This window comes from Streptomyces sp. NPDC048650 (assembly GCF_043199095.1).
Lineage (GTDB): Bacteria > Actinomycetota > Actinomycetes > Streptomycetales > Streptomycetaceae > Streptomyces.
Genome location: NZ_JBICVM010000005.1, coordinates 73,596 through 88,291 on the forward strand (window position 1 = coordinate 73,596; position 14,696 = coordinate 88,291).

Here is a 14,696-nt window from a genome sequence, read left to right on the forward strand (position 1 = left end):
AACCAGCCCTTTACGAAGAGCTAGCCCGGACCTCTTGACGCTGCCGAGTCGGCGCTCCCACGATGTCTCTCATCGCGCAACCATTCGTGCACTGCGCAACACCGAGCATTGCTGAGGGGTAGGGCATGCCACACGAAGTCCGTGCCGTCGTCGCGGCGAAGAGGGGCGCACCGGTCGAGGTGCGAACGGTCCTGGTGCCGGATCCGGGCCCGGGGGATGTGCTGGTGAATGTGCAGGCCTGCGGCGTCTGCCATACCGATCTGCACTACCGCGAGGGCGCGGTCGGGGACGACTTCCCCTATGTGCTCGGCCACGAGGCGGCGGGTGTGGTCGAGGCGGTCGGCCCCGGCGTGAACGGACTGGCGCCCGGCGACTACGTGGTGCTGGCCTGGCGGGCGCCCTGCGGCGGCTGCCGATCCTGCCGCCGCGGCCGCCCCTGGTACTGCTTCGACTCCCGTAACGCCGGCCGTCCGATGACCCTCTTGGACGGCACCCCGCTCACCCCCGCCCTGGGCATCGGCGCCTTCGCCGAGAAGACCCTGGTCGCGGCCGGGCAGGCGGTGAAGGTCGACCCCGCCGCGCGTCCCGAGGCGGCCGGACTCATCGGATGCGGGGTGATGGCCGGCTACGGCGCCGCCGTCCACACCGGCAACGTCGGCAGCGGCGACACCGTCGCCGTCATCGGCTGCGGCGGCGTCGGCAACGCCGCCATCGCCGGGGCCGCCCACGCGGGCGCCCGCCGCGTCATCGCCGTCGACATCGACGACGGCAAGCTGGACGCCGCCGAACGGTTCGGCGCCACCGACACCGTCAACTCCCGCGGCACCGACCCCGTCGAAGCGGTCCGCCGGCTCACCGGCGGCCACGGCGCCGACGTCGTCATCGACGCCGTCGGCCGGCCCGAGACCTACACCCAGGGCTTCGCCATGCGCGACCTCGCCGGAACCCTGGTTCAGGTCGGCGTCCCCGAACCCGACATGACCATCGAGCTCCCGCTCATCGACCTCTTCTCCCACGGCGGTTCCCTCAAGTCCTCCTGGTACGGCGACTGCCTCCCCAGCCGCGACTTCCCCGTCCTCATCGACCGCTACCTCAGCGGACGGCTCGACCTCGACGCCTTCGTCACCGAGACCATCGCCCTCGACGAGGTGGAGTCCGCCTTCGACGCGATGCGCGCCGGCCGGGTGCTGCGCTCCGTCGTCGTCCTCTAGCGGCGCCGCACCCCGGCCGGTCCCCTTCCGGACGGCCACTTCCCAGACGACCACCCGATACCCAGGAGGAGGGTCATGTCCCCTACGCCCGCGCACGGTTCCCGTGTGGTGGTCATCGGCGCCGGCATCGTCGGCTGCTCCCTCGCCGACGAGCTGACCGCCCGCGGCTGGACTGACGTCACCGTTCTCGAACAGGGTCCGCTGCCGGCCCCCGGTGGCTCCACCTCGCACGCTCCGGGCCTGGTCTTCCAGACCGGTCCGTCCAGGACCATGACCGAGTTCGCCGCGTACACCGTCGAGAAATTCCGCTCCCTCCACGTCGACGGACTGCCCTGTTTCCATCCCGTCGGCGGCCTGGAGATCGCCACCACCGAGGCCCGCTGGGCCGATCTGCACCGCAAGGCCGGACTCGCCGCCTCCTGGGGCGTACGTGGGGAACTGCTCACCCCGCGACAGTGCAAGGAACTCTGGCCGATGCTCGCCGAGGAGCGGATCCACGGCGGCTTCCACACCGAGGACGACGGCCTGGCCCGCGCCCTGCTCGCCTGCCGGGCCCAGATGGCGCGGGCCGAGAGCCGCGGCGCCCGTTTCCTGGAGCGGCACACCGTCACCGGCATCGAACGCGCGGCCGGCCAGGTCACCGGAGTGGTCACCGACCGCGGCACCTTCCCCGCCGACCACGTCGTCTCGGCCGCCGGATTCTGGGGCCCGGTGATCGGTGCCATGGCCGGCGTCGACGTCCCCCTCCTCCCACTGGCCCACCAGTACGCCAGGACCGAGCCACTGCCCGAGCTCGCCGGCGCCAACGAGGAAGCCGGCCGGCCGATCCTGCGCTTCCAGGACCGCGACCTCTACTTCCGCGAGCACCACGACCGGATCGGGATCGGCTCCTACGCGCACCGACCGATGCCCGTCGACCCCTTCACCGTGCCCGCCTTCGACGACACACCGGTCATGCCGTCCGCGCTGCCGTTCACCGCGGAGGACTTCGCACCGAGTTGGCAGGACAGCGTCGGACTGCTCCCCGCACTGGCCGGCTCCCGGATCGAGGAGGGTTTCAACGGGGTCTTCTCGTTCACCCCCGACGGGATGCCGGTACTGGGCGAGTCCCGTGAACTGCGCGGATTCTGGCTCGCCGAGGCCGTCTGGGTCACCCACTCCGCGGGCGTCGCCAAGGCCGTCGCCGAATGGATGACCGACGGGCGGCCCGCCATCGACATCCACGAGTGCGACCTCTACCGCTTCGAGGACGCCCAGCGCTCACCCGCCTACATCGAGGACCGCGGCGCGCAGAGCTTCGTCGAGGTCTACGACGTCATCCACCCGCTCCAGCCCATGGAGGCACCCCGGCCACTGCGTACCAGCCCCTTCTACGCCCGCCAGCAGGACCTCGGCGCGTACTTCCTGGAGGCCGGCGGCTGGGAGCGCCCGCACTGGTACGAGGCCAACGCCCCACTCGCCGACGGGCTCCAGCTCCCCGAGCGGGACGCCTGGTCCGCCCGCTACTGGTCGCCGATCGCCGCGGCCGAGGCCAGGGCGACCCGCGAGAAGGTCGCCCTGTACGACATGACCCCACTGCGCCGGCTGGAGGTCACGGGCCCCGGCGCGCTGGACTTCCTGCAGCGCATGACCACCAACAACCTCCGCAAGAAGCCCGGAGCGGTCACCTACACCCTGCTCCTCGACGAGGCGGGCGGTATCCGTTCCGACCTCACCGTCGCCCGCCTGGCCCCCGACCGCTTCCAGATCGGCGCCAACTCCCCGGCCGACCTCGACCACCTGCTGCGGCACGCCCCGGACACCGGGGTCCAAGTCCGCGACATCACCTCCGGCACCTGCTGCATCGGCGTCTGGGGGCCACTCGCCCGCGACCTCGTCCAGCCGCTGACCCGCGACGACTTCTCCCACGAGGGCTTCGGCTACTTCCGCGCGAAGCAGACCTCCCTCGGCCACGTACCGGTCACCGCGATGCGGCTGTCCTACGTAGGCGAGCTGGGCTGGGAGCTGTACACCACCGCCGACCTGGGGCTGCGGCTGTGGGACACGCTCTGGGAGGCGGGCCGGGAGCACGGCGTGATCGCCGCCGGCCGCTCGGCCTTCAACAGCCTGCGCCTGGAGAAGGGGTACCGCTCCTGGGGACACGACATGACCACCGAGCACAACCCGTACGAGGCCGGGGTCGGGTTCGCGGTCCGCACGGACAAGGAGTTCCTGGGACGGGCCGCACTGGAGGGCAAGGAGATCCCGACGCGCAGGCTCACCCCGCTGCTTCTCGACGACCCCGCCGCCGTCGTCCTGGGCAAGGAGCCCGTGTACGTCGACCACGTCCCGGCGGGCTACGTCACCAGCGCCTCCTACGGCTACACGCTGGGCCGGTGCATCGCGTACGCCTGGCTGCCGACACTCCCCACCGGCACTGGCGTGCACCTCGAGTACTTCGGCGAGAAGATCCCGGCGACGGTCGCCGACGAGCCGCTCTTCGACCCGAAGATGACCCGTATCCGCCGGTAGCGCCCCGACCCGCCCGACCGCCCGACCCGCCCGATACGCCGAAAACGCCAGGAGGCCCCGTGTCCCCCACCTACGACGTCATCGTCCTCGGCCTCGGCGGCATGGGCAGCGCCGCCGCCCACCACCTCGCCGCCCGGGGTGCCCGCGTCCTGGGGCTGGAGAAGTTCGGTCCGGTGCACAACCGCGGCTCCAGCCACGGCGGTTCACGGATCACCCGCCAGTCCTACTTCGAGGACCCCGCCTACGTTCCGCTGCTCCTGCGGTCGTACGAACTCTACGAAAAGCTGGAGCGGGACACCGGCCGCGCGGTGGCCACCCTGTGCGGCGGGGTGATGGTCGGCCGCCCGGACAGCCGTACGGTCGCCGGCAGCCTGCTCTCCGCCCGGCAGTGGGACCTCCCGCACGAGCTGCTCGACGCGAAGGAGATCCGGCGGCGCTTCCCGACCCTGACCCCCGCCGACGACGAGATCGCGCTGTACGAGGCGCGGGCCGGGCTCCTGCGGCCCGAGAACACCGTCGCCGCCCACGTCCAGCTCGCCACCCGGGACGGCGCCGAGCTGCACTTCGAGGAGCCGGTGATCCGCTGGGACGAGCTGCCGGGCGGGGCCGGCGTCCGTGTCCACACCCCCGAGGACACCTACACCGCCGGGCAGTTGGTCATCTGCCCCGGGGCATGGGCACCCCGGCTGCTCACCGACCTCGGCGTGCCCTTCACCATCGAGCGGCAGGTCATGTACTGGTTCGCCCCCGAGGGCGGCACCGCACCGTACGAGCCCCATCGTCACCCCATCTACGTCTGGGAGGACGCGGCAGGCGTCCAGATCTACGGCTTCCCCGCGATCGACGGCCCGGACGGCGGCGCCAAGGTGGCGTTCTTCCGCAAGGGGACGGTCTGCACGCCGGAGACGATCGAACGCACCGTCCACGACGACGAGGTACGCGCCATGGCCGACCAGGTCCGCCCTCGCATCCCCGCGCTCGCCGGCCGCTTCCTCAAGGCCGCCACCTGCATGTACTCCAACACCCCCGACGAACACTTCGTGATCACCCGGCACCCGGCGTACCCGGAGACCGTCACCGTGGCCTGCGGATTCTCCGGCCACGGCTTCAAATTCGTACCGGTGGTCGGCGAGATCGTCGCCGACCTGGCCCTGACCGGTGCCACCGAGCACCCCATCGAGCTGTTCGACCCTTCCCCCCGCTTCGCCGGGGAGACCCCTGACCGGCCCGCCACCGCGGCCGTTTGAGGAGGGCACCCATGACGACCTCACCCCTGACGACCGCCGCCGCCCAGCCCGCGCCCGCCGGCACGCCGAGCCTGATCGCCACCCTCCCCGGCCGCTACTACACGGACCCCGAGATCTTCCGGCAGGAGCAGGAGAAGATCTTCGAGCGGCTGTGGTTCTGCGCGGTGCGCGGCGCCGATCTGGCGAAGCCGGGCGCCTTCCGCACGGTGCGGATCGGCCGGGAGAGCGTACTGATCACCCGCAACCGGGCCGGTGCGCTGCGCGCCTTCCTCAACGTCTGCCGGCACCGGGGCGCGCAGCTGTGCACCGAGGAAGCGGGCGAGGTGCGGCGCAACCTCCAGTGCCCGTACCACGCCTGGACCTACGACCTGGACGGCCGGCTGATCGCCGCGCCCAATCTGCAGAGCATGCCGGACATCGACCGCACCGAACGCGGCCTGGTCGCCGTGCCGCTGCGCGAATGGCTCGGCTATGCGTGGGTGTGTCTGGCCGACGAGCCGCCGTCGTTCGAGGAGTCGGTGATCGGCGCGGCGGTGGAGCGGCTGGGCGACTCGGCCGCCATCGACCGCTACCGCACCGAGGGCCTCGCCCTGGGCAAGCGCCTCACCTACGACGTCCGGGCCAACTGGAAGCTCATCATCGAGAACTTCATGGAGTGCTACCACTGTGCCACCATCCATCCCGAACTGACGGATGTGCTGCCGGAGTTCGCGGACGGCTTCGCGGCGCAGTACTACGTGGGCCACGGCGCCGAGTTCGCCGCGGAGGCAGAGGGGTTCACGGTGGACGGGGGCGCGGGCTTCGGGCGGCTCCCCGGCATCGAGGACACCCAGGACCGCCGCTACTACGCGATGACGGTCCGGCCGCAGGTGTTCGTCAACCTCGTCCCCGACCACGTCATCGTCCACCGGATGTTCCCGATGGCCGCCGACCGGACCGTCGTGGAGTGCGACTGGCTCTATCTGCCCGAGATCGTCGATGCAGGAGTCGATGTCTCCCACTCCGTCGAGCTCTTCCACCGGGTCAACACCCAGGACTTCGACGCCTGCGAGCGCACCCAGCCCGCCATGGACTCCCGCGCCTACCGGGACGGCGGGGTGCTCGTGCCCAGCGAGCACCACATCGGCGCCTTCCACGGGTGGGTACGGGACTGCCTGCGGTGAACGGGAGCGCACCGCCCGCCGACGGGATGCCTTCCGTCGGCGGGCGGTGCGCCGGATGCGCCGTGCCGTCCCTCAGTCCTGTGCCTCCGCCGCGACCGGCTTGGGGATCAGGAACGACGTCGCGATGGCGAGTGCCAGGATGACGACGCCCGCGATCATGCCCGCCGTGTAGCCGGCGGTCGACGACGGGTCCGCGGGGGCGCAGGCGGTCTTGACCGCGTACAGGGCGGCGAAGCTGAGGCCCGCGCCGAGGTTGAAGGCGCCGGCGTTCAGACCGGGCAGGAAGCCCGGGTTCTCGCTGGGGGAGAGGACGATGCCGAGCCCGTTGAGGACGATGTTCGCGACACCCGCGTAGGTGATGCCCACCAGCAGGGAGGCGGCCAGCAGCAGGAGGTGCGAATGGCTGCCGAGGGTGAGGAACATCAGGACGACGGTCGCCACCGAGCCGATGAGGCCCAGCCGCAGGATCCGGCCGTAGCCGAAGGTGGCGGCGAGCCGGCCGGCGACCGGTCCCATGGCCAGACCGGCCAGGGCGTACGGCGTCAGGGTCCACCAGGCGGACTGTTGCGCGCTCATGCCGAGCCCGGCCTGGGCGTCCTGGGCGAACGCCGGGATCAGCCCGTTCATCACGGCGAAGACGCCCGTCATGGTGAGCACGGTGGTCAGCAGGGTCGCCCAGGTGGCGCGCTGCTTGAGGTGCCGGGTGGCGACCAGCGGGTGGCCGCTGCGGTTCTCGGTCCGCCAGAAGAGGGCGAACGCGGCCGCGGCCACGACCACCAGCACGGCGACCAGCGACCAGTCGGCGGCGGCCAGCTTGCCGGCCTCGTTCAGCGCGGTCAGCAGCGAACCGATGGAGACGACGAGGAAGGCAACCCCGGGCCAGTCCATGCGGGAGGCGGCGGCCGCCCTGGATTCCGGGGTGAGGGTGGCGACCAGGGCCGTGGCCACGGCCGCGACGCCCGCCATCGCCCAGAAGACCGACTGGAAGCCGTGGTTGTCGGCGAGGTAGCCGCCCGCGAGGGAGTCCACGCCGGCGATGCCGCCGTTCACGGCGGTGATCACACCCAGCAGGGTGCCGTACCGCTTCGGCTCCGTCACCTCGACCCGCAGCATGATCAGACACAGCGGGACCACCGGACCGGACGCACCCTGGATGATGCGGCCGACGAAGAGCATCGGGACGCTGGTCGCGAGGGCCGCGACCACACAGCCGACGACCATCAGGCCCAGCATCCCGGCCAGCACCTTGCGGCGGCCGATGATGTCGCCCAGCCGGGGCAGGAACAGCGAGAAGAGGGCCGCCGAGGTGAAGAACGCGGTCTGGGTGAGACCGATCTCCGCGGAGCTGGCGCCGAGGGTGTTCTGGATGCTCGTCAGCGCGGGGCTGAGCATGCTGGCGTTGAGCTGGAAGGCGAAGCAGGCCACCAGCAGCGCGGTGACCAGCACGCCTATCCGTACGCCGGAACCCTTCGGCGCCGTGGCCGGGCGGACCGATGTCGTGGTGGTGCTCATGCGGCCACGTCGCCGATCCGCTGGAGCGCGTCCACCACGAGGTTCCAGAACCGCTCGTGGTCGAGCGTGACGGCGACCTGGGTCGTGCAGTCGGCGGGGGCCGGCGCACGGAAGTCCGTCACGGTCATGCCGAGGGTGAGCTCGCCACGGAGCTCGATGTCGACCGGGGCCTTGCGGACGGTCATCACGTCCGGGTCGATGACATACGCGACCGCGCACGGGTCGTGCACCGGCGGGTGGTCGAAGCCCTGGTTCTCCCGGTAGGCCTCGCGGAAGAAGTCCAGCAGCTCCAGCACGAACGTCGCGGGCTTGGTGCCGACGGCGGCGATCCTCGCCTCGACCTCGGGGGTGGCCAGCGCCTGGTGGGTGAGGTCCAGGCCGACCATGGTGACCGGCCACCGCTCGTTGAAGACGATGTGCGCGGCCTCGGGGTCGATCTTGATGTTGAACTCGGCGACCGCGCTCCAATTGCCCTCGTGGTAGCCGCCGCCCATCAGCACGACCTCGCGGACCCGCTCCGCGATCCGCGGCTCCTTGCGCACGGCCATCGCGATGTTGGTCAGGCCGGCGGTCGGCACGATGGTGATCTCGCCCGGCTCATGGGCCATGACCGTGTCGATGATCAGGTCGACGGCGTGCCGGCGGTCCAGCTCGATGTCCGGCTCGGGCAGGTCGGGGCCGTCCAGGCCGGTCTCACCGTGGATGTCCGGGGCGGTCTCGATGGCCCGTACCAGCGGTCGGGGGCAACCGGCGGCGAACGGGACTCCGGTGATCCCGGCGATCCGCGCCACGGACAGCGCGTTACGGGTGACCTTCTCCAGGGTCTGGTTCCCGACCACGGTCGTCACCGCGACCAGCTCGACGTCGGGATTGCCGTGCGCCAGGAGCATGGCGACCGCGTCGTCGTGCCCCGGGTCGCAGTCGAGGATGATCTTTCTGGCCATCGGAAGAGCCCCTTTGCTCTGCGGAACGGTGCGGCGGTGGAGAACCGCTGCGAGTGAACTCGATCTCTGGGGTGCGCCGCAGGAGGCTGCTACCTCGGGAAAACGTTCTCCGGAAATTTCGCTCACCACGCGCGTGGATGTCAACGGAGTGTGAGGCACCTGACCTGCTACCGACCGGTAGGGAGCCGGGGCGAGGGCGGTGATAACGTTTGCCGCCAACATCCGGGACGGTGCCGTCCGCGCGGCCGGAACCCGTAGTGGAAGGGCGCGCCACCGTGGCCGAAGTCACCTTGCGAGACGTCGCGCAGGCGTCCGGCTGCTCCGTCGCCACCGTCTCCCGGGTCCTGGCCGGCACCCGCCCGGTCGGCGCCGAGACCGCCCGCACGGTCCGCGCGGCCGCCGAACGCCTCGGCTACCGCCCCAACCAGGTCGCCCGCGCCCTGCGCAGCCGCTCCACCGGCACCGTCGGCCTCGTCCTGCCGCAGATCACCAACCCCTTCTTCCCCTCCCTCGTACGGGAGTTGGAACACGCCCTGCATGCCGAGGGCCGGGCCGTCCTGCTCGCCGACTGCGACGACGACCCGCTGACCGAGGCCGCCCGGATCGGCGCGCTGCTGGACCGGCAGGTCGACGCCCTGCTGCTCATACCGGTCGACGAGCGCCACAGCCGGGACGCGGTGACGGACGCGGCGGCCCGGGTCCCGCTGGTGCTGCTCGACCGGGGCTGCGGCCCCGGCGTCGCCGACTCGGTCGCCGTCGACAACGCCGCCGGGACGGCCCTCGTCCTGGCGCACCTGGCGGCCACGGGCCGCCGCCGCCCCTGCTTCGTCGGCGCGGCCGGTACCGCCTCGGCGGCCGTCGAGCGGCGGGCGGCATACGTGGCGGGGGCCGCGGCGCTCGACCCGCAGGCTCCCGGCCGCGTCGCGCTCGGCGACTTCTCGGTGGAGTGGGGGCGCGCCGCCGTCGACCGCCTCTGGCCCGAGCGCCCCGACGCCCTCGTCTGCGCCAACGACCTCATCGCCGTCGGCGCCCTCCAGCGGCTGCGCCAGCTGGGCGCCGACGTCCCCGGCGAGATCGCGGTCACCGGCTTCGACGACATCCCCCTGGCGGGCCTGGCCGACCCGGCCCTGACCACCGTCCGCCAGCCCGTCGGCGAACTGGCCGCCGAGGCCACCCGGTTGCTCACTCGGCACACCGGCGCGGCCGGGCCCCGGCGGGCCGTCCGGCTCACCCCCGAACTGGTCGTCCGCGCCTCCAGCACGCCGGCCGCGCCCGGCACGCCGGCCGAGCGCGCGGCCGGCCTCAGGACTTAGGGCCTGTGTGGTGGCTGCGGATGCCGGGGCGGTGAGGCAGCGGCCGCTGGCCGCCGTCGCCGTAGGCGTCGCGGAGACGCACGTGCACGGCGGCCGGCTGGGTCCGGGCGCCCCCGTAATGGCTCCGTGGGCACCCGCGCACAATAAGGGCTGCTGCGCTGCCGCCCGAGGGCGGCGCCACAGGGGGGAGCTGAGGTGCAGAGGGTGAATGGCGAGGCAGCCTTCGTCGTACTCGTGGTGGTGGTCGGCTTGGTGATACGTCAGCAACTGCGCACCCGTCCGGTGCGGCGCATCGGATCACTGATCGCCCCGGGGGGCCTGGGCGTCCTGGGGGTCGCGGGAATCGCCTTGGGCGTCCTGTCGGTCGTCAAGGACCACTCGCTGACCGCGCTGCCGGTCGTCCTTCTGGTGGTGAGCCTGGCCGTCGCGGCGGGCTTCGGTGCTGTCAGGGCGCGGACCGTGCGGGTCTGGCGTGGCCCTCAGGACGTCGTGCTGCGCAAGGGGACGGCGGCCACTACGGGACTGTGGCTGGCCTCGGTGGGCGTACACCTCGGGCTGGGTCTGTGGATCGATCATGCGACCGGGGTCGGCGTGCTCGGGGCTGTGTCGCTCTACGCATATCTGGCGCTCGGTCTGGGGACGCAGAACCTCCTGGTACGCAACCGGGCCGCCGCGCTGTGAACCGGGCCTGACTCGCCCCCCGAAGGACCTACGGAGCCGACCGCTGGACCTGATCCGAACGACAGGCCCTAAGCGCGCCGCAGCACCCCGCGGACGAAGGCGGCCTGTCCGGCATGCTGAAGGTCGTCGGCGATCACGCTCATCAGCCGGATCCCGAGGGTCACCGGTGGCGCCCAGTCCTCGTCGACGACCCGCTCAAGATCCTTGACCTGGAGCCCCTTGAGGTACCGGACGGTGTTGTCGTGCACCGCCGTGTGATAGCCGTTCAGCAGCTGCCGGCTCACGTCGCGTACCGCCGCCACATCATCGGCGGAGTGGCCGAATCCGGTGTCGGCCTCCGCGAACGGCAGGGCGAACCGGTCGTACCAGTCCTGCGCGGTCCAGATCTGTTCGGTGCCCGCCGCGTCGGCGATGTGGTCGTCCTGGATGCGGGTGAGGTGCCAGACGAGCCAGCCGATCGAATTGGCGTCGTCGATGCGGGCGCTGAGTTCGTCGGTGCCCAGTCCGGAGAGCACATCGTCGACGGTTTCCTGGATACGCCCGAAGGCGTCGATGAGGAGGTCATTACTGGCGGTCATGGCGGGGCTCCCTTCTCACTGGATCGGGTAACCGGCGGGGCCCGCCGGGAGGTCGAGCCACCGGGTCGCCCCGGGGGCGACGGTGAAGGTCCGTCCGTCGAGCCGTACGGCCACCGGTCCGTTGCCCCCGCCCGGCACGGCGACCCGTAGCCGCTCCGCGCGCAGCTGCAGGCCGATGTCCCAGTGCCGCCGATAGCGGATGCGGACCGCGAACTTGGAGAGTTGAGGGAGCGGTGCGGGCGCCAGCCACAGGGCGCCGTCCCGGGTCTCCAGGCCGGTCATGCCCCGCTGCACGAGATCCAACGTGCCCGCCATCGCGCCCAGATGGACGCCCTCCGTGGTGGTGCCGCCCTGAACGTCGGCGACGTCCCCGGTCAACGCCTCCTCGCAGTACGTCCAGGCGTCGTCGTGGCGTACCCGCGCCAGCACCCAGGCGTGGACCAGGGCGCTCAGCGTCGAACCATGACTCGTCCGGGCCAGGTAGTACTCGACGGTGTCGCGCCAGATGTCGTCGTCGATGGCGTAGCCCAACTGCCGGAAAAGGCCGGCGAGTTCGTTCGCCGAGAAGAGGTAGCCGAGCATCAGCACATCGGCCTGCTTGGACGCCTGGTAGCGGTTGGCGCTGTCGCCCTCCGCCTCCAGGATCCGGTCCAGCCGCCGGATGTCGCCGTACCGGGCGCGGTACGCCGCCCAGTCCAGCTCCGCCAGGTCCTGATAGCCGGCGAACTGGCTGATGACGCCGCGGTGGTAGGGCACGTACAGCCGGTGCGCGATGTCCTCCCAGCGCTCCAGTTCCGCGTCCGCCAGGTGGTCGCGCTCGCGCAGCTCCCGGCGGCACGAGTCGGGGAGCAGCCGGCCGAGCTCGAGCGCCCGCATCAGCACCCACGCCGCGGTCACGTTGGTGTACGCGTTGTCGTCCAACCCCGGTTGCGCCGCCCCGGGGTAGCCGTCGTGGTACTCGTCCGGCCCCACCACCCCACGGATGCGGTACCGGCCGATGCTCCCGTCCCATTCCGCGCAGTCCGCCCAGAACCGGGCCACCCCCAGTAGCATCTCGGCGCCGTGGCCGAACAGGAACTCCGTGTCGCCGCTGGCCTGGCAGTACTGCCAGACGTTGTACGCGACCGCCGAGCCGACGTGGTGCTGCAGCCGTGAATGATCGGGCAGCCAGCGCCCCGACCGCGGGTTGAGGTGCAGCTGCTGGGTCTCCTCGCGGCCGTCGCTGCCGCTCTGCCACGGATACATCGCCCCCGACCGGCCCACCGCACGTGCCGCCCGGTAGGCCGCGGGCAGCCGCCGGTGGCGGTAGTCGAGCAGCGCCCGCGACACCTCCGGCAGATGCAGGTTCAAGAAGGGCAGCACGAACAGCTCGTCCCAGAAAACGTGGCCGCGGTACGCCTCACCGTGCAGCCCGCGGGCCGGCACTCCCACATCCAGTTCGGCGGTGTGCGGCGACAGCGTCTGCAGCACATGGAAGAGATGCAGCCGCAGGATCCTGCCCGCGTCGCCGGGCACGTCCAGTGCGGCCCGCTGCCACAGGTGTTCCCAGGCGGCGCGGTGCCCGGCCAGCAGCTGCGGGAAGTCCGGTGCTCCGGCCGCGCCGTCGACGGCGGCCCGCAGCGGACTGCCGATCGCCGGATCCCGCGAGGTGTACAGGGCGACGGTCTTGTCGACGACGGCGGTCGACCCGGTCCCCAGGACGGGCAGCCGCAGCCGCTGAAAGGCCCGCTGCGGCGTGCGCTCGGTCGTCCGGGCGGGCGCTCCCTGCCCCGCGCCCGCCCGGATCCGGGCCGCCAGCGCGATGCGGATGTCCGATTCGACGGTGCGGCAGCTCAGCCACAGGGTGTCCCCCCGCCCGGTCTCGCCGTCGGGCTCGGATCCGCTGTCCCAGCCGTCCAGGTGCCGGCCGGCCAGATCGTGGTAGCGCGCCACGCCCGCATTGCGCACCTCGCCGTCGATCCCGGTCTCCACCTCGACCTCGCCGGCCCAGCCGTCCGCGGTGAACAGCGCCCGCTGCGCGGCCAGATGCGGGTCTCCCATGTGGACGAGCCGGGTCTGCTTCACCCGCAGCCGTCGCCCGGCCCCGTCCGTGTACGTCGACCAGACCGTGAGCGTGCCGTGCCGCAGGTCCAGCGTCTGGCGGTGAGCCGTCAGCTGCGGATGGTCCGGGGCGAGCCAGGGGCCCGGGGGCGCGTCCGACGGGCGGATGCGGTAGCGCAGCGGCAGCCAGTTGGGCAGGTTGACCATGTCCTCGTTCTCCACCTCCCGGCCCGCCACGGTGGAGGTCAGCCGGTTGTAGCAGCCCGCGGCGTAGGTGCCCGGATAGTGGGTGGGCCCGGCGGACACCTCCGAGGCCGCGCCGCGCGTGACGAAAAAGCCGTTGCCGAGCGCACACAGCACCTCGCGCAGCCGCTCCGCCTGCGGGTCGTACCCCTCGTACGACCAGGTCCAGGCCGACGAGGTCATCGGTCCTCCCCGGCCAGGAGCAGTTCGCCGGGGTCGGCCACGACGAGATCCGCGCCGCTGCGCCGCAGGCCGGCCGCGCGGTCCGGGGCCGGCCCCCGGTCCACACCCACCACCAGCGCGAAGCCGCCCCGCCGGCCGGCCTCGACACCGGCCGTCGCGTCCTCGACCACCGCGGTGTCCCCGGGCGGGGCGTCCAGCCGCCGGGCCGCCTCCAGGAAGAGCGCCGGATCCGGTTTGCCGGGCAGTCCCAGTCGGCGCGCCTCATTGCCGTCCACCACGGCCTGCAGCAGCCCCAGCACGCCTGCCGCCGTCAGCAGCTCGACCGCGTGCCGGGAGGCGGAGACGGCGGCACACGGCACCCGCTCGCGCCGCAGCACCTCCAGCAGGCGCACCGTACCGGGCCAGGGGGCGGCCCCGGCCCCCCGCAGACCGGCCGTGAACAGCTCGTCCTTACGCGCTGCGACCGCCCGCACGGTGCCCGTGCCCGGGGCGTCGTCCGGCTCCCCCAGCGGCAGTCGCACGCCCCGCGAGGCGAGAAACGCGGCCGCCCCGTCCTCCCGCGAGCGGCCGTCGACGTACCGCAGGTACTCGTCCACCGCGTCGAACGGCCGCTGCCCGCCGACGGCCCTCAGGCAGGCGTCGAAGGCGCCCTGCCAGGCCGCCGCGTGCACCGGGACGGAGTCGGTGATCACCCCGTCCGTATCGAAGACCACGGCCTGCATCGAGCGCAGGCACGCGGCCAGGGACAACGCGCCGCTCATGATGACGCATCCCTTCGTCAGGGCCTCCTCGCCGTTCTCCGCTCCGGACCTTTCTCCATGGCACCACGACTTCCGCCCGGGGGCGCGTCCGGACCTGATCGCGCCCACCGCACGCACGCCGGGCCCGGGTCAGCCGTGCACGACCGGTCCCGGGGATCGGCTGTGCGAGCCCCCCACCGATCCTCGTTCCCCGGCCCCCTCCGCCCGGCAGCCGCGCCCCGGTTCCGGAGCCCGCCGCGAGCCCGTGGTGAGCGACAATGTGCAGGAACAGCAGGGCGGATGGCGGGACGCCAGAACGTGGGAGGCCGA

The 14,696-nt window shown here is 72.3% G+C and carries 11 protein-coding genes; 6 read left to right on the plus strand and 5 right to left on the minus strand.

Features of this window, described 5'->3' with window-relative positions:
* Nucleotides 1–125 precede the first annotated feature (125 nt).
* From ACGFML_RS15530 to ACGFML_RS15545, 4 genes are all read left to right on the plus strand, one after another.
* Entirely contained in the window at nt 126–1,211 is a 1,086-nt protein-coding gene (locus ACGFML_RS15530) for an S-(hydroxymethyl)mycothiol dehydrogenase (protein ID WP_393543899.1), read from the plus strand.
* 75 nt (nt 1,212–1,286) lie between these two features.
* Complete coding sequence (locus ACGFML_RS15535) at nt 1,287–3,722, plus strand: FAD-dependent oxidoreductase (RefSeq protein ID WP_393543901.1); 2,436 nt, start codon at nt 1,287–1,289, stop codon at nt 3,720–3,722.
* A gap of 59 nt (nt 3,723–3,781) precedes the next feature.
* A complete protein-coding gene (solA, locus tag ACGFML_RS15540) occupies nt 3,782–4,969 on the plus strand; it encodes an N-methyl-L-tryptophan oxidase (protein WP_393543903.1) in 1,188 nt (395 codons plus the stop codon).
* 11 nt (nt 4,970–4,980) lie between these two features.
* Entirely contained in the window at nt 4,981–6,132 is a 1,152-nt protein-coding gene (locus ACGFML_RS15545) for an aromatic ring-hydroxylating dioxygenase subunit alpha (RefSeq protein WP_393543905.1), read from the plus strand.
* Nucleotides 6,133–6,204: 72 nt separating this feature from the next.
* Here ACGFML_RS15545 and ACGFML_RS15550 read toward each other — a convergent pair whose 3' ends face one another.
* Both ACGFML_RS15550 and ACGFML_RS15555 read right to left on the minus strand, forming a co-directional pair.
* Nucleotides 6,205–7,644 (minus strand): MFS transporter, encoded by a 1,440-nt coding sequence (locus ACGFML_RS15550; protein WP_393543907.1) that lies wholly within the window; start codon nt 7,642–7,644, stop codon nt 6,205–6,207.
* Nucleotides 7,641–8,588 (minus strand): nucleoside hydrolase, encoded by a 948-nt coding sequence (locus ACGFML_RS15555; RefSeq protein WP_393543909.1) that lies wholly within the window; start codon nt 8,586–8,588, stop codon nt 7,641–7,643. Before ACGFML_RS15555 ends, ACGFML_RS15550 begins: the two co-directional genes overlap by 4 nt.
* A gap of 275 nt (nt 8,589–8,863) precedes the next feature.
* Between ACGFML_RS15555 and ACGFML_RS15560 the strand changes: the two genes are divergently transcribed.
* Complete coding sequence (locus tag ACGFML_RS15560) at nt 8,864–9,901, plus strand: LacI family DNA-binding transcriptional regulator (RefSeq protein ID WP_393543911.1); 1,038 nt, start codon at nt 8,864–8,866, stop codon at nt 9,899–9,901.
* Nucleotides 9,902–10,105: 204 nt separating this feature from the next.
* Entirely contained in the window at nt 10,106–10,582 is a 477-nt protein-coding gene (locus ACGFML_RS15565; RefSeq protein WP_393543913.1) for a hypothetical protein, read from the plus strand.
* A gap of 68 nt (nt 10,583–10,650) precedes the next feature.
* Here ACGFML_RS15565 and ACGFML_RS15570 read toward each other — a convergent pair whose 3' ends face one another.
* The 3 genes from ACGFML_RS15570 to ACGFML_RS15580 are packed head-to-tail and all read right to left on the minus strand — an operon-like array spanning nt 10,651 to nt 14,387.
* Nucleotides 10,651–11,160 (minus strand): DUF664 domain-containing protein, encoded by a 510-nt coding sequence (locus ACGFML_RS15570; RefSeq protein WP_393543915.1) that lies wholly within the window; start codon nt 11,158–11,160, stop codon nt 10,651–10,653.
* 15 nt (nt 11,161–11,175) lie between these two features.
* Nucleotides 11,176–13,626 (minus strand): glycoside hydrolase family 65 protein, encoded by a 2,451-nt coding sequence (locus tag ACGFML_RS15575; protein ID WP_393543916.1) that lies wholly within the window; start codon nt 13,624–13,626, stop codon nt 11,176–11,178.
* Nucleotides 13,623–14,387 (minus strand): HAD family hydrolase, encoded by a 765-nt coding sequence (locus ACGFML_RS15580; protein ID WP_393543918.1) that lies wholly within the window; start codon nt 14,385–14,387, stop codon nt 13,623–13,625. The genes ACGFML_RS15575 and ACGFML_RS15580 overlap by 4 nt, the downstream gene beginning before the upstream one ends.
* Between the last annotated feature and the right edge of the window lie 309 nt (nt 14,388–14,696).